The sequence below is a fragment of the Anatilimnocola aquadivae genome, from assembly GCF_049819085.1.
In the GTDB taxonomy this organism is placed as follows: Bacteria; Planctomycetota; Planctomycetia; order Pirellulales; family Pirellulaceae; genus Anatilimnocola.
This window is the reverse complement of the sequence record NZ_CP187419.1, coordinates 7,383,265-7,402,564: the sequence shown is the minus strand read 5'-3', so window position 1 is coordinate 7,402,564 and position 19,300 is coordinate 7,383,265. Positions and strand designations below refer to the sequence as shown.

Here is a 19,300-nt window from a genome sequence, read left to right as displayed (position 1 = left end):
AGGGGATATCTCCAAGTACTTTCAAGCGGGGCGAGGCGTCTCCATCTTATCACTGGTGAAGATCGCGAGCCAAATGGTGGTTTCGGTCGGATCTGTCCACTCGACGCGATGCTGTTGATGAGCGGGCAAATGCAAGAAGTCGCCCGGGGCCAGCGAGACCTCTCGCTCAGTGCCTGCAGCGTCAAGCACTCGCAGCCTGGCTGCACCTTGCACCAGCAGCACCCATTCGGCTTCAGGCTGGTCGTACCAGAAGCCTGGCGGCGATGACTGCCCGCGCGACACAATTCGCTCGATGCGCAGCGAAGTTCCCGCGAGCAGCACCTGAGTCAGTTCTTGCGGCAGGTCAGCGGGGATGGCAGCGAATAGATTGTTCAGCGGAGTGGTCATCGGTGTCCCACGATCAGTTGCCGCTTAGTCGCGCAGCTTGAGACCTTCGGAATCGGGAACGTGGCCAAACAGAATACGGAGCGCATCGGTGAGGCTCCACATCATCAGCCCGCCCAGCGTGAAGAGCATGGCGAGCCCCAGTCCCACGTAACCCAGATAGAAGCGATGAATGCCGAGCCAGCCTAGCGTCAGGGCAAGCAAAAACGCCACGGGCTTGCTGTGGGGACTCAGGCGGGCTTCGTTAGTGAGCGATTCTTCTTCGTGTTCCTCTTCATTCGCAACGGTGTGGATCGAAGAACTCTTTGTGGAGCCCTTCGAGGAGTTTTCTTCAACGGCTGCAGGTGTAGCAACCGGAACTTCTTCCTCGGCTTCTTCCAACTCCGGATAGAGATCGCTGGCCCATTGCCACTGATCGCTCCCCTGTTGCAGCACCTGGCAATCAACAGAAATCCGCCCTTCCGCTTTCCAGGCATCGAGCGTCGGTCGATCGACCGGCCCGAACGCGACGCCATCTTCGCCGCGAAAGAACCATTGCGGCGTCGTCGGCTCGGGAGCAACAAACTTGTGCTTGTTAGCCGGTGGCGTGGGAACGGTGATCTCGACCGGCGTGGGTTTCGTCGTCGGCACGGCTGCCGGCTTCTTCGGAATGTCGATGGTCGCAGCGACCGCAGCAGGATTTTCGACGGCTCGCTTTTCCGATACGGGCTTTTCGGGCCTGGACTGCTCTGGCTTCGCTTTTTCGACGCGCGTTTTTTCAGGCTGCGGTTTGACTGTCGCCGCTGGCGAGGTGGCCGTCGGTGTCCGTAGCATCTCGGCCGGCGCGGGCTCTTGCGAAGCAGTGCGCCAGGCAGATTTCAGCCCCTCGCCGACTGTGGGCGTGACAGCAGCTGGCGGCGACACTGGTGCATCGATGGCAGGCACCTCGACCGGGCCCTTGCACTTCGGGCAGCGAATCTTTTTGCCAGCGGCCGCTTCGGGTAAGCGAAACTTTCCTGCACAGCTGGGGCAAGTGGCTTCGACCGTTTTGCCGGCGGGAACACTCGGCGCTAGAGACATCGCTGGCGGTAGCGGAGTAGCAGGTGGCAGGCTGACTTCCGGCGGCAAGGGCGCTGGTGGTGAAGAGGCTGCGTTCGCAGGTTCTGGTACAGTCGTTGGCTTCACTGCCTGTGGCGCAGCAGTTTCAGCCGTAGCCGCTTCCGCCGCAGCCAGGGGCGGAACGTCGAGCGGGCCTTTGCACTTGGGGCAGCGGATTTTCTTCCCGGCCGCCGCATCGGGGAGGCGGAACTTTCCGTCGCAACTGGGGCAGGCGGCTTCAACAGGCATGAGAGAGTCGGGCGGGTGACAACAAGAGACTGCTTCGCGGGCGAATCCCTATCGTGAACAGTCGCGGCGGAGTTTTCCAGAGAGAAGGTGCAAAATGCACGCGAATGCCAGAATAACCGCTACGAACTGTACGGCCGCAAACTGATGACACCTTCCTCCGGGCTGCTCGCTTGAGCGTAGAGACGCCGCGGGATGCGACCGGCCAGATATGCCCAGCGGCCGGCATCGCACGCTGCACGCATGGCGCGGGCCATGCCGAGCGGATCACGCGCGTGCGCGATGGCCGTGTTAAGCAGCACGCCGTCGACTCCCAATTCCATGGCAAAGGCCACATCGCTGGCCGTCCCTACACCGGCATCAATGATCACCGGGTAGGTCGGATCATCCGCCTTGAGATACTCAAGAATGATCCGAATGTTGTTGGCATTCAGCACGCCTTGGCCGGAGCCAATCGGACTGCCGGCGGGCATCACCGCGGTTGCCCCTGCCGCTTTCAATTTGCGGGCGAGAACTGGATCGTCGCTGGTATAGACGAGAACCTGAAAACCATCGGCGACAAGTCGCTCGGTGGCGCGCAGCGTTTCGATCGGATCAGGCAGCAATGTTTTGGGATCGCCCAGACATTCGAGCTTCACCCAATCGGCACCGGGGTTCTCGAGCGAGCGGAGAATCTCGCGCCCCATGCGAGCGACGCGCACGGCATCGTCGGCGTTGTAGCAGCCGGCCGTGTTCGGCAACAGCGTGTAGCGCTCCAGATCGATGAAGTCGAGAATGTTCTGGCCTTGGCCGTCGTACAGGCGTTCGCGCCGCACGGCGACGGTGAGGCAATCGGCTCCCGAGAGATCGAGCGCCTGCTGCATCTGCGCAAAGGTCTCGTACTTGCCAGTGCCGACAATCAGTCGGCTGCGCATCGTGTGCGTGCCGATGACAAGCGATTCGTCGCGGGCCGAGTTCTCAGCAGGCACTTGTCCCGCATTGGCAGCAAGGCTCATAGGCTTAGCCGCCCCCCACGAGCGATACGACTTCCAGCCGATCGCCTTCGCGCAACTGATGCTGCTCGTGCAACGAGCGCGGGACAATCTCTTGGTTTACTTCGACCGCCACACCACGCTGCGGCATCTTCAGGTTCACCAGCAACTGCGCAACCGTTAACGGGCCGGGCAGTTGCTGAACCTTTCCATTGAGCACAATATTCACAGCAGCTTGGTGGGCGAGAATTGCGAAGAGAGGAATTACTCGGACCGCAGCACGATGTTGCGAGCCTTGTTGCCATCGAGCGGAATCATCGGGGTCGATTGCAGGACGCCCGAAGAGGCCGCGCCTTTGACCCAAGGGAACGTGTATGCGGCAAACATGCCGGTGTTGGCATCGGCCACATACACGACGCAACCAGCAGGGCGTTGATTGGTCGAAGCGCCCACAGGTTCCCACGTGCCGGTCGTCATGACGTAAGAAGGCTTCTTCCCTTTTTCCACGGGCAGTTGCGTGGTCACGTTGGTCTTAAACCAACCCACGAACTTACCGATCCGCGGATTGAGCACGAAGCATTGCAGGTCGCCGGTAATGAAGTCGAGCGTGAAGAGCCCTTCAACTTGATCGTCGACGCGGCCCGTCGCCATCGCCAGCGAGTCGCTGGTGGCAGCCGTCGAAGCATGCAGCGGCAAGCCTTGCGGCCAGGCGGGATGGCTAGGCAACGATGTGACCGCAGGATTCACGGCGGTTCGGCCGGAATACATCAGCCCGGCGGTGGTTCCCAAGCCGAACAGCAAACCCATCGCTAAACCGGCCAGCAACCAGGTCGCTCGGCCACGAAATCGTTTCATCGCCATCGTACTGTCCCTCTGCCTGTGATATCTCGGCCCCAGAAACTCAGCCCAGAAAAGTGGCTCACCATTCCAGACGTGAGCCACTTGCATCGTATCGCATTCGCCAGGGAATCACCAGCCAAAGAGTCAGAAATCAACCTTGTCCGTCGCGGCTGTACGTCGCTGTCTCGGCCACAATCAAATCCAGCGGGGCATCGTGGGGTTCGGTGGGCAAATGCTCGACCACTTGGGCATCGAAGGCGAGGCCAATTTTGAGGCAGTCGGCACGCAGCAAGGGAATCAGGCGGTCGTAGTGACCCACGCCATATCCCATTCGCTGGCAAGCGTGGTCGAAGGCCAGGCCGGGGGTCACGAGCAAATCGTGCTGCGGGGGCGAGATCAGCCGCAGAGGATCTTTTTGCAGTGGGCGGGGCGGCTCGAGAATGCCGAATTTGCCGGGCTGTAGTTCGCCCAGCGATGCGAGGGCGAACATGCCGAGCGTTTTGTCGGGCTTGCAGAACGGCACGGTCACTTGCTTGCCGCTGGCCCAGGCGGCGTCGAGGAGCAGCCTGGTTTGGACCTCGTCCCGAAAATCGACGTAGATCGAAACGGTGTTGGCGGCAGCCCATAACGGAAATGTCATCAATCGTTGGCAGATCGCGGCGCTCCGTTCAGCGCGCTGGTCGACGGCTGCTCGCCGGGCACGAGCCAGCTCGCGGAAGAGCTGTTTGGGGGTCAGTTCGATTCCAGACATTCGCCTCTTTCTCGCCAGGAGCACTTGGCGCGAAACGCCTTCGCGCGACAAACTGCAGGGATGACCACGCCAGCTACTTTAACAAATTCCGCGGCTCCGACCGCGAGCGACGCACTGCCCCTGCCCCAAGTGAAGCCCCTGTTCATCGGCAACGTGCAGGTCGATCCGCCGATTCTGCAGGCCCCGATGGCGGGCTTCACCAACTATGCCTATCGCCAGATTGTGCGCAAGTTCGGCGGCTCCGGGCTGCTGGCGACCGAGATGGTGAGTGCCCGCAGCTTTGTCTGGATGGAAGATCACGCGGCCGAACATCCCGAGCGACTGTGGGGCGTGAAAGATGAGCCCCGACCACTCGCCGTGCAGATGTGGGACAACGATCCCGAAACCCTGGCCCGCGTCGGCCATCGCCTGGCGAACGAGTTTCAAGTGAGCGTGGTCGATCTCAACTTTGGCTGTCCGGTGCGAGACCTGACCGAACGGGCTCATAGCGGTTCTTACCTGCTGAAGTTTCCCGAGCGAGTGGGAGCGATCATCGAACGCGTGGTGGAAGCTTGCGCGCCGACTCCGGTGACCGCCAAGATTCGCCTGGGCTGCTCGCACGCTTCGATCAATGCCTGCGAGATTGCCCGCGTCGTCGAAGCGGCCGGTGCAGCGGCGCTGACGGTGCATGGTCGCGTTGCGTCCGACTTTTTTCGTGGCAGTGCCGATTGGGAAAAGATCTCCGAAATCAAGCAGCACCTGAAACGCATCCCGCTCATCGGCAATGGCGATCTCGATTCGCCGCAGAAGGTCGTCGAAGCTTTCCGGCGCTACAACGTCGATGGGGTAATGATCGCCCGCGCTTCGCTGGGCCGGCCTTGGCTGTTTCAACAGTGCGCCGCTGCGTTGCGTGGCGACCCAATCCCGCCCGAGCCATCGCTCGACGAACAGCGCGACTGGATGCTACGGCACTACGAACTCGTGTGTGAACGCTTTGGCGAAGAGCGGGGCACGCTGCTGATGCGCAAGTTCGCCTGCAACTACGCCCAAGGCAAAGCGGGCACTCGACACTTTCGCGGTGCCGTCGGCCACGTGAACAGCCGGTTCGAATTTCTCGCTGCCGTCGCGCAGCACTTCCCTCGCCAAGACAACCCCGCCGATTATCAACCGGCCGACGCTGCAGAGTCTTGCGAAGAATCGTGTGGGTAGCGCGGTTTCAATTACTGCAGCATCTCACGGTCCAACTGCGTGAGATGCGAACCCAAATCTCGGGCGTGCCCAGGCACTAGTTAGCGGGAGCGGGTACTGGTGGCGGCACTGCATTGGGGTCGACTGGAGCATCGACCGCTGGGGCCATTTCGTATTGCGTGGCAGCAGGGACGGCACAACCGTTGGTGTAACCACCGGTGTAGCAACCGCCGTAGTTAGTCTGACAAGCCGAAGCGCAACCACGGTGACGGTGATGGCGACCGCCACAACGACGGTGGCAACCGGCTTCTACATCCACGACGCTGGCGAGCGAGAACAATCCCACGAGACCGACCAAAAACAGGCTCTTCATTTCCAACTCCCTCATGCATAACGGTGCAAAACATCGCTGGCAAAACCCTTTTTCCCAGCCCGTGCCCGCTGGTAAAGCACATGCGATGCCAAAAGCTACAACAGGCAAGTCAGGCGTTGTTACGCTTCCTTTCAGGGGGGTTTGTGCGTTGTTGCCTGCTATCGCTCAACTTCCAGAAGCAGCCTGTTGATTTTCTAGCGGCCCCGCTGCTTGCTGAGGGCTCAATCGCGCGCAAATTTCGCGAGTCTCAAACCTCCGCCTGCTTGCCGGTCGTTTAAAATGCTTGCGAAACGAATTCCCAAGCTCTCCGCAAAGGCAACACGATGGCAGACTGGCTCGAAGAAGGTACGAAGGCTCCTGCATTTACCCTCGCCGACGACAAAGGCAACAAAGTGAAACTCTCCGACCTCAAGGGGAGCCCGGTCGTGCTCTATTTCTATCCGGCCGACGACACTCCAGGCTGCACTCGCCAGGCCTGCTCATTCCGAGACCTTCACAGCGAACTGAAGGCTCTCGGCGCGAAGGTGCTAGGCATCAGCCCCGACGATGTCGCCAGTCACGGCAAGTTCCGTGACAAGTTCAACTTGAACTTTCCGCTGCTCGCCGACCCCGAGCATGCCGTCGCGGAGAAGTTCGGCGCCTGGCGAGAAAAGAACATGTATGGCAAAAAGCGAATGGGCATTGCCCGCTCGACGTTCCTGATCGATGCCCAAGGTGTCATTCGTAAAGTCTGGCGCGCAGTAAAAGTCGACGGCCACGATGCAAAGGTGCTAGAAGCGCTGAAGGAGTTGGGAACTGGGAGCTAGGAACTGGGAGCTAGGAACTGGGAGGAATTCAGGAGTCATCAGACTTCGCGACTCTTTCACGCCCCCGAGGCTTGATCTCGACAGTGCCCCAGCCCGAATGGATGGACGCACAGATTGCAGACGCGAGCGGCCGCGAGCAGCTGTTCCCACCTTTGACTCCTGACCCCCTGACCTCCGCGTCGCCCCTATAAGGCAGCGGGGGTAATTTGGTAAGATAAAGCTTAGGCGGGCAAGGGACTGGGCGTGCGATTACGGGCGGCGTGATGCGCCCTTTCTTGGGCTGTGATTTTGGCAGGGAATTCGCTGCAAATGACCAAGCATATTTTTGTGACCGGTGGCGTCGTGAGCTCTTTGGGAAAAGGGCTGACCAGTGCCTCCATCGGCATGTTGCTCGAGCAGCGCGGCCTGCGCGTACGGATGCAAAAACTCGATCCGTACATCAACGTCGATCCGGGCACCATGAGCCCCTATCAGCACGGCGAAGTCTACGTGCTGGACGACGGCAGCGAGACCGATCTCGACCTCGGACACTACGAGCGATTCACCAACGGGCCCCTTACCCGCGATTCCAACTATACGACCGGCCAGATTTATCTCTCGGTCATCAACAAGGAACGGCGCGGCGAGTTCCTGGGCAAGACCGTGCAGGTGATCCCGCACATTACCAACGAAATCAAGAGCTGCATTTCGAAGCTGGCCACGCCCGATGTCGACGTGGTGATTACCGAAATCGGCGGCACGGTCGGCGATATCGAAAGCCAGCCCTTCATGGAGGCCATTCGCCAGTATGCCCTCGACGTGGGCAAAGAGAATTGCCTCTACATTCACCTGACGCTGGTGCCGTACCTGAAAGCGGCCGGCGAATTGAAGACCAAGCCGACGCAGTACTCCGTCGGTCTGCTGCGGCAGATTGGTATCCAGCCCGACATTCTCATTTGTCGCACCGAACGGACGATCGAACGGGAAGATCGCGAAAAGATCGCCCTATTCTGTAACGTGCCCATCGAAGCGGTCATCGAGGAGAAGGACAAGGACTTCTCGATTTACGAAGTGCCGCTGAGCCTGGTCGAGAACGGTCTCGACAAGTTCATCGTCAAGCGTTTGCAGTTGCCGGCCGGCAATCTGGCGCTCGATGCTTGGCGAAATCTGCTGCACGTGCTGCGAAATCCCAAGCACGAGATCAGCATTGCCGTGGTTGGCAAATATGCCGAGCACAAGGACGCTTACAAGTCGATCTATGAATCGATCGATCACGCCGGCATGAGCCACCACGCCCAGATTCGCGTCGGACGCATTCAAAGCGAAGACATCGAACGCGAAGGGGCCGCCGCCCTGCTGCAAGGCTACGACGGCATTCTGGTTCCCGGTGGCTTTGGCGAGCGGGGCATCGAAGGGAAGATTGAAGCGATCAAGTTCGCCCGCGAGCGGGGCATTCCGTTCTTTGGCATCTGCCTCGGTATGCAATGCGCCGTGATTGAGTTCGCGCGTCACGTGGCCAAGCTCGATGGGGCCCACTCGACCGAGTTCAGCAAGGATACGCATCATCCGGTGATCTGCCTGCTCGACGACCAGAAGAATATCGTCGACATGGGCGGCACCATGCGGCTGGGAACTCATCCGGCCGCTCTGGCCGAAGGCAGTCACGCCCGCGAGTGCTATGGCAGCGAGCAGGTGCAGGAGCGCCATCGGCATCGGTACGAATTCAACAACGCATACCGGCAGCAGTTTGCCGCGCATGGCCTGAATGTGACCGGCACTAGTCCCGACGGCAAGCTGGTCGAGATCGTCGAGATTCCCGATCACCCGTGGTTCCTGGCGGTGCAGTTTCACCCTGAGTTCAAGTCGAAGCCGATTCAAGCTCATCCGCTCTTCGCCGGTTTTGTGAACGCGGCCATATTGCGACGTTCGCAACGGGCCGAACGATTGGCCGAAGCGAGCGCGTCGTAGGATGCTTGGCCTAAGTTAACGGCTGGCGGCTGCACCTATCCCTTCCCGGACACCTGGCAGTGCATCGCACGAGGATCAATTTCGTCCGCTGGGCTTGGCGCGTAGTCGCCTGGGATGGCGTATTACCACTGGTGCTGCTTGGCCTTCCTCATTTCATTCGCTGGTTGATTCCCAATGCCGACAAGGTGATTGAAATCGCTGCGGTGGTGCTACCCATTGGTGCCTTCTTCACGCGGATGGTTGCCGGGTGCTTGCACATTCGCACCAACCGGTGTGGTCCCCGACTACGGTCCGCTCAGCAGGCCGCACTTTTTTGCGGCGTGTTTGTGCTCGTTTTGTTTGACGCGTTCGTGATTCTCCAGCTGAACATTCCAGCCGGTGCCATTCCGCACGTCGAAGTTGTCGCGACCGGCTTGGTAGTATTCAGCATCTATTTGCCATTTTTGACTTTCGCCATGTACCCCGGCCGCGAGCCAGTACCCTACAATTTGGTTGGCAATTGGGAGATTCAAGATCAAGTTGCACGATGAGAGTTTACAAGCCGATTTTTGCTCATTTCGAGGTAAATGATGTCCGCTGATCCAAGCCAGCAAATTCCGCCCGCTTCCTTCATCGTGCTGGTGCAAACGCTCGCGACGCAGGCCAGCGTGGCGCTCGGTGTCATCTCGGACCCGCGCACCAACAAGCCCGAAGTGAACCTCGACCTTGCCAAGCACTTTATCGATACCCTGGCGCTGCTCGAGGGAAAGACCAAAGGCAATCTCACCAGCGACGAAGCCTCGCTGCTTTCCGCCGCCACGAGCCAATTGCAAATGGCGTATGTGACGCTGAAGAATAAGAAGTAAGTTGGAGTTCCGGCTTTAGCCGGTGACTTGCGAAGGACCGGCTGAAGCCGGAACTCCAACATTCTCTTTCGGCAACTCTTCATACAACTGCCGGTGCCAGCGTTGGGCGTCGGACAGATTCATGTCGAGGGCTTCGATCAAGCTTTGGCCGATTTGGAGCAGCTCAATGGGGCAGCCTTCCGAGAGCTCTTCGCCGATGCCGTCGGCTGTGTAGTCGAACGGATAGATGCGGCAGATCAGCGGGCGAGTTTCGAGTGGCAGCACACAGCCCGCGTTGCCCAGGAACGTGCAATCGCCGTTCGCCTGCTTTTTGAGAACGCGGCGAGTGCCGTCGGGGCGAAAGACGTTGTCCCGCCAAATGGGGTCGTCGTCTTGATCGGCATAGGCAGGTTGGCTCGGCCCGCGAAACTCGGTGAAGCCGGTCTGCCCCGTGAAGGCTTCGATGCGTCGCACGTCGCCCAGCGTCGTGTAAATGTCGCACGTCTGGCAGCAGGTCTTCATGTGCCGCGAGCAGCGGATGCAGAGGAATTCTTCAGACATATTGCTGCGACTCGGCGTAGGACCGCGAATTGCAAAGACATGGTGGGTCGAGCGGAGCACCGCTCGACCCACCCTACTTCTATTGAGAACTACCCTACCGGATCTGGATAGCGATAGACCTGCCCTTCGTAATTACGCAGCAGCAGGTCGTCGCCATCGCGGCCAACGACATAGTTGGGCTGCAGCGGAATTTTGCCGCCGCCGCCCGGAGCATCAATCACGTACGAGGGAACCGCGTAACCGGTCGTGTGACCGCGCAGGCCTTCGATGATCTCCAACCCCTTACTGACGCTGGTGCGGAAGTGAGCCGAACCGCTGATGGGGTCGCACTGATAGATGTAGTACGGCCGGACGCGCATCATCAGCAGCCGATGAAACAGATCCTTCATCGTGCCGACGCTGTCGTTCACACCCTTTAGCAGTACCGTCTGCGCGCCGAGAGGAATGCCACTGTCGGCGAGCCGGGCACAAGCCTGATACGCTTCGGGCGTGCATTCTTCGCCGTGCAGAAAGTGAATGCTCATCCACAGGGGATGATGCTTCTTCAGCACGCGGCACAACGACGGCGTGATGCGCTGGGGCAGCACGGCTGGCATCTTGGTCCCGATGCGAATGAACTCCAGGTGCGGAATCGCTCGCAACTTGCCGAGCATCCAATCGAGCTTTTCGTCGCTGAGCGCCAATGGATCGCCGCCCGAGATGAGGCAGTCGCGAATCGTCGGCGTGTTGCGAATGTAGTCGAAGGCCTGCTCCAGTCGCTTCTCGTTCGGCATGATCTCGCCGTGACCCACCACGCGCGACCTTGTGCAGTAGCGGCAATAGGTCGAGCAAAAATCGAGGGCCAACAGCAGCACGCGATCGGGGTAGCGATGCACCAATCCCGGCACTGGGCTGTGGCCATCTTCACCGAGCGGGTCGTCGGCTTCGCCGGGCGTGCGGATGAACTCATCCCGCACCGGCACGACGGTCTTGCGCAGCGGCTGCTGCGAATCTTCGCGGTCGAGCAGGCTCATGTAATAGGGCGTGACGCCGACGGGCAGCAAGTTGCCACCCTTCGAGAGCCCCTCTTTTTCGGCGTCGGAAAGCTCCAGCATCTGCTCGAACTTGTCGGCCGTGCGAATGCGATGGCGCGACTGCCAACGCCAGTCGTTCCAGTCCTTGTCGAGCACATCGGGAAAGAATCGCTTGCGAAACGCCTTCGTCCGTGAAGTGGTTTTCGCCTTGCGATTGAACGCCACCGGAGCGGTCGCTTGCTCGCTGGGGGCGTCTCCCAGTGGCGACGACTGAGCCCCGTGAGGCCCATCGATCCGAGTCTTGTCATTGGGCCGGACCTCTCGCTTCAGCAGTGTGCTGGCGGAAGCCGTCGGCGGAGATAGGGTGAGGGTAAAACTGGTAGCGGTGTACGTACTACTCGGAGGTTCCTCCAAAGCGACACTCGTCAACGTCTGCTCGCAATCGGAGCTGTTCATACCGTGGGATATCCCCAGGAGCCAGATAAAGTGCGTCCGGAACGGTCTCCTTGCCGTCCAACGCCGAATCGCAAACACCGCGATTCGCGGCCAAAGAATCCAAGCATTCAACACGAAGGCAGCATCCGCTCACCGCGGCTTCGGTCGAAAATGTGCTCGAACTGGCCTGTAAAGAAACCATCGCAGGACTCGGTAGTCTTCACCGAGCCATCCCGCGACGAAATCGACAACTATCAAAGCCGGTTATCCGTGACCAGGCATCCATGACAGCGACATTTCGTCGTAGCGCGGAATTAAAGGGTGCTACGGCAAAACTGTCAATGGACTTTTTGTCGTATTGACCAAAAGAATGAGAAAAAAGCCCGCGGCCAATTCGTAGCGGCGGGCTTCTTGGCCTTGCCCCACGATGAAGAATCCTTAACGAACCTGCCCGACGATCACACACGCATTGTGCCCGCCAAAGCCAAAGCTGTTGCTCAGTGCCGCTTTGATCTTTCGCTCGCGCGGCTTGTTCGGCGTGTAATCGAGGTCGCAATTCGGGTCGGGTGTATCCAGGTTGATCGTGGGGGCGATCACCGAGTCGCAGATCGACTTCACCGTCGCGATCAGTTCCAAGCCGCCACTCGCACCGAGAGTGTGCCCCAGTTGGCTCTTGGTGCTCGATACGCTCAGGTCCTTGGCGTGGTCGCCAAAGACTCGCTTAATCGCCTGGGTCTCGGCCTTATCGCCCAGCGGCGTGCTGGTGCCGTGAGCGTTGATGTACTGAATGTCGGTGGGGTTCAACTCGGCATTGCGCAGGGCATCGCTCATGGCCCGGGCAGCGCCGGTGCCATGTTCGTCGGGAGCCGTAATGTGCCCCGCATCGGCGCTAGCGCCAAAGCCGAGAATCTCGGCCAGAATCTTGGCCCCGCGAGCCTTGGCATGCTCGAGTTCTTCAATCACCAGCAGGCCGGCCCCTTCGCTTAGGACGAAACCATCGCGATCGGCATCAAACGGCCGACTGGCCAGCGTGGGAGCATCGTTGCGTGACGACAGGGCCTTCATATTCTGAAACGAAGCGAGGCTCATTGGCGTGATGGCCGCTTCGGTTCCGCCGGTAATCATCACGTCAGCATCGTTGTACTGAATCGCCTTGAAGGCGTCGCCAATGGCGTTGTTCGAACTGGCACAGGCCGTGGCCACCGAGTAGTTGATGCCGCGCAGGCCGTAGCGAATCGAGATGTTGCCACCCGCCGCGTTGAGCATCATCTTGGGCACCGTAAACGGGCTGACCCGGTCCGGTCCCTTCTCGAGCATCTTTTGCACCTGCTCTTCGATCTCGTGCAAGCCGCCAATGCCGCTGCCGAGGATCACGCCGCAACGAAAGGCCTCTTCCTTGCTGAAATCGAGGCCCGATTCGAGAATCGCCTCGTGACAAGCCACCTGGGCAAACTGCGAGAAGCGATCGAGTCGCTTGATCTCTTTGCGATCCAGAAAAGCTTCGCCATGCGCTTCGGGATTCCAATCGTGGACGTCGCCGCCAAAGCGAATCTTGAACCGCGTAACGTCAAACGCCCGCAGTTCGTGAATGCCGCTCTCGCCGGCCAGCAGTTTTTGCCACAGTTCGTTCACCTTGCAGGCAAGCGACGAAACGACACCCATTCCGGTAATTACGACACGCCGTTTCATAGCAAACCGTCCGCAATCAGAACCTGCCAAAGCTGCCCACAAGCCGCCTGCGCACCAGCAAACACAAAAACCCAGTTCCTGAAAGGGAGACTGGGTTTATCCAATGATCATCATCGACCGGTTTTCAAGCCTAGCTTTTTTGAGCTTCTTCGATGAATTTGATCGCCTGACCGACGGTTTGGATCTTCTCCGCGGCGTCATCGGGAATGTTGATATCGAATTCTTCCTCGAGCTCCATGACCAACTCGACTGTGTCGAGCGAGTCAGCGCCAAGATCATTGACGAACGAGGTTTCTGGCGTGATCTTCTCTTTGTCGACGCCCAATTGTTCGGCGACGATATCAATAACGCGTTCAGCGACGGATGCCACTTTCACCGTCCTCCATACACCAAGGAAGTGCGGCCCTAACCTTCGGCCAGCACAAGCTACAAAGTCCCCCTTGGACGGGAATCCGTCCTCAGGGATGAAACAGCATAAGATAGAGGAGATTCGCAAGACGGGTCAAGCCTAGTACTTGCTTCGCAGCGGGTTCGTTTGCCAGGCTGCGGGAAGTGACCGACTCGTCGTGCTCGACAATCACTGCTCGACCTGCCTCTCGGCAGCATGCTCTGAACAGCCCTTGAACAGGCCTGGCCACGACTCGACCAGGCCCGTTTGATAACCACTTTTTGATAACCTTTTAGTGCGATTTGTTTCATCGCCTCGATCTCCGTAACTACCTTCCCAGCAATCACCTTTGCCGATAATCGCCAGGCATTTGCCCTGCCCGCCGATAACCACTTGCGAGCCAGTTTGGCGACTGCCAATCGCCCCGCAAAAGTGACCGCTGAACAGTCCTGTTCACCCTCGCCCTGATAGCCAGTTTTGATAACTTTTTGCGCGAAAATGTCAGCCAAGTCATTCGCCATAAACCACTGAAATTAAATCGCTTGCGTCGAAACTTGGCTCCCAAACAGCCGTTTTCTGATAACCGTTTGATAACCATGTTCGGCCCTGTTCAAAACGCCCCCTGAACAGGCCCTAATCAGGGGGTGCGATCCTCGCTACCAGTTTCCTTGTCTCTTCTGACCGAGCTCGCCTGACCAACAACGATCAGCGCGCAGCGACCACCCTGGCCGCTCTCGGCGACTTTTGTCAGTTGCATACACGTCCGGATATTTGCGCAATGTCGTGATTGTTTGTCAATGATGTCGCTATCATTTCTTTGCGACATTTAATTTTGAAGAGCCCAGTCCTCAGGCCGAAAGGGCTGGCCTAGTGTCTCACCTGCGGTGCTAATCCGAGTGCTAGCCGCCCCGCGATACTTGTCAGGCCGCCCTGCGCTTCCTTGGTTAACTGAGCCGTTTTCAGCGGTTGAACTGCCAATTCGGCAATGTTAGGCGCGACGTCGACTGGCCCTGCTTTCAGGTGGTCAAAAATTTTCTGTGCGCGGCGTGACCTAACTAGTCACGGGTTCGGCGACAATTGTACATGTCGGAAGTCACTGCGGCGGGCGTGGTGAAGAAGGTGATTGCCGAGCGTGCTAGCCCAGGCAGTAGGCGATTCAAATTGGTGCGGCAGCATTCAGTGTGGCGTCTCGAATGATCGGTAAAGCTTCACCAAAATGAGAAAATCCGTTGTAAGAGTGACATGTTCTCGCCCGTATGATTTGGTGAACAGATTTCGGTTGGCGAACGTAAAGTCTTGGTAGGACAGCATCAGCGAGTTGAGTTGCAAGTGAGTCACCGGTTTTGGCCTGCGGCTTGCTTGTCTGGAAGCGTCGGACTGGCAGATCGCCAGTCAGGCCATTCCGGAAGGTGGAACCATCCGTCAAATAACAGGGAGGTGAGTGATGTCCGCGAATCCGTTCAAGTTCCTCGGTGGCATGGTCCTCGAAATCGCCGCAGTCGTGGCTGTGCTGGCGATGTTGCCAACCTTCAGCTCGACGTTTTTCTGGAGCGGCGAGCCCCAAGCGACTTCTCTGTCGCAGCTGCCGGAAGTGACTCCGAACCAGGTCTTTTTCGATGCTCGCTCGGCTCGCAAGTTCGATCTGGGTTCCAGCCAGTCGACTCCGCCGGCGGTATGGGCCAGCGACTTTGCTCGTCCGGTCTCGCCGCAACAACAACGGTTTGTCGAGGGTGTGCTCGACCACAACAGCCAGCGAGCGATGGATGTTGCCTCGCGCGTTTGGGAACGAGGCGACGCGATGTTGCCTGCCGATCTGCGTGTGCAACGTCAGGCCGCGAATGAGATCCCTCGCCTGGCTCCGCCGCGGAATGAGGCCGTTCGTAACTACGCGACGAACTACGATGCTTCGCGGGAGTTGCCGCTGAACGACTTGGATCGTGGTCAACTCGTCGAACTGCCGTCGGCTCAGCCGGTGCGTGCGAACGATTATCAAGACCGTCACCCATCGTTCGCCGAGACCTACCAACGGCCGGCTCCGAGCAACTACTCGGCGAATAACTATGCAGCGAATAGTCTCCCTGCCAGCAACTACGCTGCTCCTGCTCTGCAGCCGGTTCGCCCTGCTACCAGCAGCTATGCGACCAACAACACCTATGCTGGTAGCTATAACCAAAGCAGCTACAACCAGCACAACTACGCTCAGTCGCCTGCTCCTGCTGTCAACAACGGTTCGTCGTACTATGGTCGCTCGCCCGCCATTCAAGCAGCCGAGCCCCACATTCGCCGCTACGACGAACGCTACTAATCGCCGGTTCCAATCTGTGTCCTCGTTATTTCACTTCGATTTCCAACTCTGTCTTACTACTTGAGGTGCGACCCGTTTCAGGCTGATTTGCGAGGCGAACCGCTCGCAACCTGAGCAGAAATGGTTGAGAATGTGGGACCAGCCGCTAGGCTCCAGCCCCAGCTCACCATGGATTGCTCGCCATGAAATCTCGCCCCGATTCGTTTGCTAGTTTTCTGATTGCCCTGGGAGTTTTCGGCTTGTCGCCATGGATGGCGCAAACGCAAGCCGAGGATTGGCCGCAGTTTCGCGGCGTGAACTCCGCAGGTGTTGCTCCGCTAGGCACCTCTTTGCCAGCCGAGATTGGCCCCGAAAAGAATGTTGTCTGGAAGGCTGCTTTGCCTCCTGGTCACTCCTCGCCCGCCATCATCAAAGACATAATCTTCCTCACCGGCGTGCGCGACAAAAAGCAGCTGCTGACCATCGCCCTCGATCGGGCCACAGGCCAGATTGCTTGGGAACAAGAGGCACCCCACGGCGAGCTGGAAAAGGTCCATAGCAGCACGGGCAGCCATGCGCAATCCAGCCCCGCCGCCGATGACGAACGCGTGGTCAGCTTTTTCGGCTCCAGCGGCCTCTATTGCTACGACCATGCAGGCAAGCTGCTCTGGAAAAAAGCGATGGGGCCTTTCAATAACGATTTCGGCGCCGGCAGTTCGCCGATCATCGTTGGCGATCGCGTGCTATTGTGTCAGGACCACGATCAAGGTTCCTTTCTCGCTGCCTACGACAAGCGGACGGGTGAACAACTTTGGCATGTCGACCGTGGCATTGATTATTCGCGCAACTGGTGCACGCCCGTCATTTGGAACGTCGGTGGCAAATCGCAAGTTGTGCTCGCCGGCACGCTCAAGGTTGTGGGCTACGAGTTGGAAACTGGTAAGCAACTATGGACCGTGCGCGGTGTCTCGCGCGTCGTGTGCATGACGCCGGTCATCGGCGAAGACAACCATCTCTTCGTCGCGGGCTGGTCCGCCGGTGGAGACCCCGGCGAGCGGATCGCGCTCGATGCCTTCGACAAAGTGGCTCCCGAATACGATCAAGATAAGAACGGCACGTTCGAAGAAGCAGAGTTGCCCAAGGGCGCGCTCCGTCAACGCTTTACGCAATGCGATCGAAACAAGGATGGCAAGGTCACGCGCGCCGAATACGACGAGTTTCGCATGCTCTTCGATCAGTCGCAGAACGTCGTGATCGCGATTGCTCCCGGCGGCCAAGGAGACATCAGCGAGTCGCACGTCCGCTGGCGGTTCAACCGCTATGTGCCGTTCTGTGCTTCACCGCTCTACTATCAAGGTCGACTCTTCACCGTGAAGGACGGCGGCATCTTGACTTGCCTCGATGCCAAAACGGGCGAACCGAAACGGACTGCTCGCGTCTCGGGCACGGGCGATTACTATTGCTCGCCGGTTGCTGCCGATGGCAAGGTCTTCTTGATCAGCCAGGAAGGTAAACTGACGATCGCTTCCGCCGAAGATCAATGGAAAACAGTCAGCACCGCTGATTTCGGCGAAGAAGCTTACGCCACTCCCGCCATTGCCGATAGCAAACTCTACATCCGCACGACCGGACATTTGTACTGCATTGGAAACAAGTAATTCATTTCGAATACCTGGAAATACCACATGAAATTCAACCTGGCGATTCTGCTGACGATGCTCGTAACTTCATCCCTCTTGCAGGCAGCCGACGATGCCGCGCCGGCCAAACAGCGGGTTTATCTCGGCACGTACACGAGTGCAAAGGGGAGCAAGGGAATCTACCTCTCGGAGTTTGATGCGGCGACCGGCAAACTGAGCGAGCCGAAGTTGGTCGCGGAGACGGTGAACCCGACGTTCCTCGCTTTGCATCCCGATGGCAAGCACCTGTATGCCGTTAACGAAGTGGGTGAGTTTCTCGGCAAGAAGGCTGGCGGCATCACGGCCTTTGCAATCGACGATAAGACCGGCGGGCTGAAGCAACTCAACGAACAACATTCGGGCGGTCCAGGCCCTTGCCACCTGGTCGTCGATCGTGCGGGCAAGTGCGTCCTCGCGGCCAACTACGGCGGCGGCAGTTGCTGCGCCGTGGCTTTGAAGGCCGATGGCAGCTTGGGAGATGTGACGTCGTTCTTTCAGCACGAGAACAACCCCATGCCCGATCCCAAGGGGAAGGTGCGCGTTCCGCGCGGGCATTCGATCAATGTGTCGCCCGACAACAAGCGGGCCTTCTGTGCTGATCTGGGTCTCGACAAGGTGGTGATCTACAACCTGGATGCTGCGACCGGCAAGCTGACGCCGCACGAACCGGGCTTTGGCAAATGCCCCGATCTGGCTGGACCGCGGCACTTCGCTTTTCATCCCTCCGGCAAAACGGCCTACGCGATCAACGAGACCGCTTCGACGATGACCGTGTTCGCCTATGACGCTGACAAAGGCTCGCTGACCGAAGTGCAAACGCTCTCGACATTGCCGGAAGGCTTCACCGCCAACAACAGCACGGCGGAAGTTGTCGTGCATCCGAGTGGCAAGTTTGTCTATGGCAGCAACCGCGGCCACAACAGCATTGCCGTTTTTCAAGTCGACGAGAAAACCGGCAAGCTGACCGCTGCGGGGCACCAAGGCGAAGGGATCAAGACACCGCGCAACTTCAACATCGACCTCACCGGCAAGTTCATGCTCGTCGGCAATCAGTCGGGCAACGACGTGCTGGTCTTCAAAATCGATCAGCAGACTGGCTCGCTCGCGCCCACTGGCGACAAGATCGAATTGGCCGCTCCGGTCTGCATCAAGTTCCTCAAGCAGTAGAAATTGGTCCCACACAGTCATGCTCAAACGAGATCAACTGGCTCTGGTTGCTGCAGTGACGTTCCTGCTCGCGAACATTGTCGTGCCGGTGGTGTGGGGCGATCTTTACCCCTTCACCTCCGGGCCGATGTTTCGTGATGCGCCGACGCAGTACTGCAACTACCGCGTCTACGGTCCCGAAGGTCAACTGCTCGATCCCAATGCCTTTCATTGCCATCGGATCTACGATGGCAATCCCGTGGGCTATGGCGTGGGGATTCAACCACCGGCGGTGATCGAAGAGTTCGGCAACGCCCGCGACGAGGCCTATTGCCGCGAGCATCTGCTGAAGCACCTCGGCACTGAAGCGAATTGCCGCTATCCGTTTGTGACGCTGGAACAAGACGTGATCGGGGCCATCGACAGCGAGCGCATCGGCATCATTCGCACCGACCGCTGGCGGATTGAGAATCCGTATTGCACAGCCACAAAGTAGGCCACAGCTTGTTTGCAGGAAGTTGATGCATGACACCAGTAACGACCAAAGCCGTGGTACTCGAGCTTGTGCAACAGTTGCCCGATGACGTCTCTTTGGAAACGATCATATCGGAGTTGCATTTTCGATTGTCAATCGAAGAGGGGTTAAGGCAACATGAGTCGGGGGATACGGTCACCCACGAGCAGGTTTGCCAGCAGTTGAAGAAATGGGGTTGATCCTC

General features: G+C 58.8%; 20 protein-coding genes. 9 read left to right on the top strand and 11 right to left on the bottom strand.

The features are described 5' to 3' along the window. Window positions 1–21: 21 nt before the first annotated feature. The 6 genes from NA78x_RS29345 to NA78x_RS29320 form a co-directional block, all read right to left on the bottom strand. Window positions 22–387, bottom strand: coding sequence for a cupin domain-containing protein (locus tag NA78x_RS29345; RefSeq protein ID WP_425615935.1), 366 nt, complete (start codon window positions 385–387; stop codon window positions 22–24). A 24-nt stretch (window positions 388–411) separates the two neighbouring features. Then, window positions 412–1,710: an NINE protein gene (locus tag NA78x_RS29340; protein WP_425615934.1), complete on the bottom strand. Its 1,299-nt coding sequence runs from the start codon at window positions 1,708–1,710 to the stop codon at window positions 412–414. Window positions 1,711–1,829: 119 nt separating this feature from the next. Further along, complete coding sequence (locus tag NA78x_RS29335; protein WP_425615933.1) at window positions 1,830–2,702, bottom strand: thiazole synthase; 873 nt, start codon at window positions 2,700–2,702, stop codon at window positions 1,830–1,832. A 4-nt stretch (window positions 2,703–2,706) separates the two neighbouring features. Next, on the bottom strand, window positions 2,707–2,907 hold the full coding sequence (gene thiS, locus NA78x_RS29330) for a sulfur carrier protein ThiS (RefSeq protein WP_425615932.1): 201 nt from the start codon (window positions 2,905–2,907) through the stop codon (window positions 2,707–2,709). Window positions 2,908–2,942: 35 nt separating this feature from the next. Then, window positions 2,943–3,533: a hypothetical protein gene (locus NA78x_RS29325; RefSeq protein ID WP_425615931.1), complete on the bottom strand. Its 591-nt coding sequence runs from the start codon at window positions 3,531–3,533 to the stop codon at window positions 2,943–2,945. Window positions 3,534–3,669: 136 nt separating this feature from the next. Next, window positions 3,670–4,269, bottom strand: coding sequence for a 5-formyltetrahydrofolate cyclo-ligase (locus tag NA78x_RS29320; protein ID WP_425615930.1), 600 nt, complete (start codon window positions 4,267–4,269; stop codon window positions 3,670–3,672). A 60-nt stretch (window positions 4,270–4,329) separates the two neighbouring features. Here NA78x_RS29320 and dusB point away from each other — a divergent pair, with 60 nt between their 5' ends. Next, on the top strand, window positions 4,330–5,457 hold the full coding sequence (gene dusB, locus NA78x_RS29315) for a tRNA dihydrouridine synthase DusB (RefSeq protein ID WP_425615929.1): 1,128 nt from the start codon (window positions 4,330–4,332) through the stop codon (window positions 5,455–5,457). Window positions 5,458–5,533: 76 nt separating this feature from the next. Here dusB and NA78x_RS29310 read toward each other — a convergent pair whose 3' ends face one another. Next, window positions 5,534–5,809, bottom strand: coding sequence for a hypothetical protein (locus NA78x_RS29310; protein ID WP_425615928.1), 276 nt, complete (start codon window positions 5,807–5,809; stop codon window positions 5,534–5,536). A gap of 323 nt (window positions 5,810–6,132) precedes the next feature. Between NA78x_RS29310 and bcp the strand changes: the two genes are divergently transcribed. The 4 genes from bcp to NA78x_RS29290 all read left to right on the top strand — a co-directional run bounded on the left by bcp (window position 6,133) and on the right by NA78x_RS29290 (window position 9,407). Then, window positions 6,133–6,615: a thioredoxin-dependent thiol peroxidase gene (bcp, locus tag NA78x_RS29305; protein WP_425615927.1), complete on the top strand. Its 483-nt coding sequence runs from the start codon at window positions 6,133–6,135 to the stop codon at window positions 6,613–6,615. Window positions 6,616–6,924: 309 nt separating this feature from the next. Next, window positions 6,925–8,562: a CTP synthase gene (locus NA78x_RS29300; protein WP_425615926.1), complete on the top strand. Its 1,638-nt coding sequence runs from the start codon at window positions 6,925–6,927 to the stop codon at window positions 8,560–8,562. 59 nt (window positions 8,563–8,621) lie between these two features. Continuing rightward, a complete protein-coding gene (locus tag NA78x_RS29295; protein WP_425615925.1) occupies window positions 8,622–9,092 on the top strand; it encodes a hypothetical protein in 471 nt (156 codons plus the stop codon). Window positions 9,093–9,131: 39 nt separating this feature from the next. After that, a complete protein-coding gene (locus NA78x_RS29290) occupies window positions 9,132–9,407 on the top strand; it encodes a DUF1844 domain-containing protein (protein WP_425615924.1) in 276 nt (91 codons plus the stop codon). A 15-nt stretch (window positions 9,408–9,422) separates the two neighbouring features. Here the strand turns inward: NA78x_RS29290 and NA78x_RS29285 are convergent, their stop codons facing one another. The 4 genes from NA78x_RS29285 to NA78x_RS29270 form a co-directional block, all read right to left on the bottom strand. Continuing rightward, complete coding sequence (locus NA78x_RS29285) at window positions 9,423–9,947, bottom strand: YkgJ family cysteine cluster protein (RefSeq protein ID WP_425615923.1); 525 nt, start codon at window positions 9,945–9,947, stop codon at window positions 9,423–9,425. An 89-nt stretch (window positions 9,948–10,036) separates the two neighbouring features. Further along, window positions 10,037–11,416, bottom strand: coding sequence for a KamA family radical SAM protein (locus NA78x_RS29280; protein ID WP_425615922.1), 1,380 nt, complete (start codon window positions 11,414–11,416; stop codon window positions 10,037–10,039). Between the two features lie 417 nt (window positions 11,417–11,833). Beyond that, window positions 11,834–13,084 carry a beta-ketoacyl-ACP synthase II gene (gene fabF / locus NA78x_RS29275; RefSeq protein WP_425615921.1) on the bottom strand — a complete coding sequence of 417 codons (1,251 nt, stop codon included), beginning with the start codon at window positions 13,082–13,084 and terminating at the stop codon, window positions 11,834–11,836. 130 nt (window positions 13,085–13,214) lie between these two features. Then, complete coding sequence (locus NA78x_RS29270; protein WP_425615920.1) at window positions 13,215–13,454, bottom strand: acyl carrier protein; 240 nt, start codon at window positions 13,452–13,454, stop codon at window positions 13,215–13,217. A 1,462-nt stretch (window positions 13,455–14,916) separates the two neighbouring features. On the opposite strand from NA78x_RS29270, the gene NA78x_RS29265 reads away from it, so the two are divergent. From NA78x_RS29265 to NA78x_RS29250, 4 genes are all read left to right on the top strand, one after another. Beyond that, window positions 14,917–15,777, top strand: a complete 861-nt coding sequence (locus NA78x_RS29265; RefSeq protein WP_425615919.1) for a hypothetical protein — start codon at window positions 14,917–14,919, stop codon at window positions 15,775–15,777. Between the two features lie 182 nt (window positions 15,778–15,959). Next, complete coding sequence (locus NA78x_RS29260) at window positions 15,960–17,414, top strand: PQQ-binding-like beta-propeller repeat protein (RefSeq protein ID WP_425615918.1); 1,455 nt, start codon at window positions 15,960–15,962, stop codon at window positions 17,412–17,414. A gap of 27 nt (window positions 17,415–17,441) precedes the next feature. Continuing rightward, window positions 17,442–18,602, top strand: coding sequence for a lactonase family protein (locus NA78x_RS29255; RefSeq protein WP_425615917.1), 1,161 nt, complete (start codon window positions 17,442–17,444; stop codon window positions 18,600–18,602). A gap of 19 nt (window positions 18,603–18,621) precedes the next feature. After that, complete coding sequence (locus NA78x_RS29250; protein ID WP_425615916.1) at window positions 18,622–19,077, top strand: hypothetical protein; 456 nt, start codon at window positions 18,622–18,624, stop codon at window positions 19,075–19,077. Window positions 19,078–19,300: the final 223 nt, after the last annotated feature.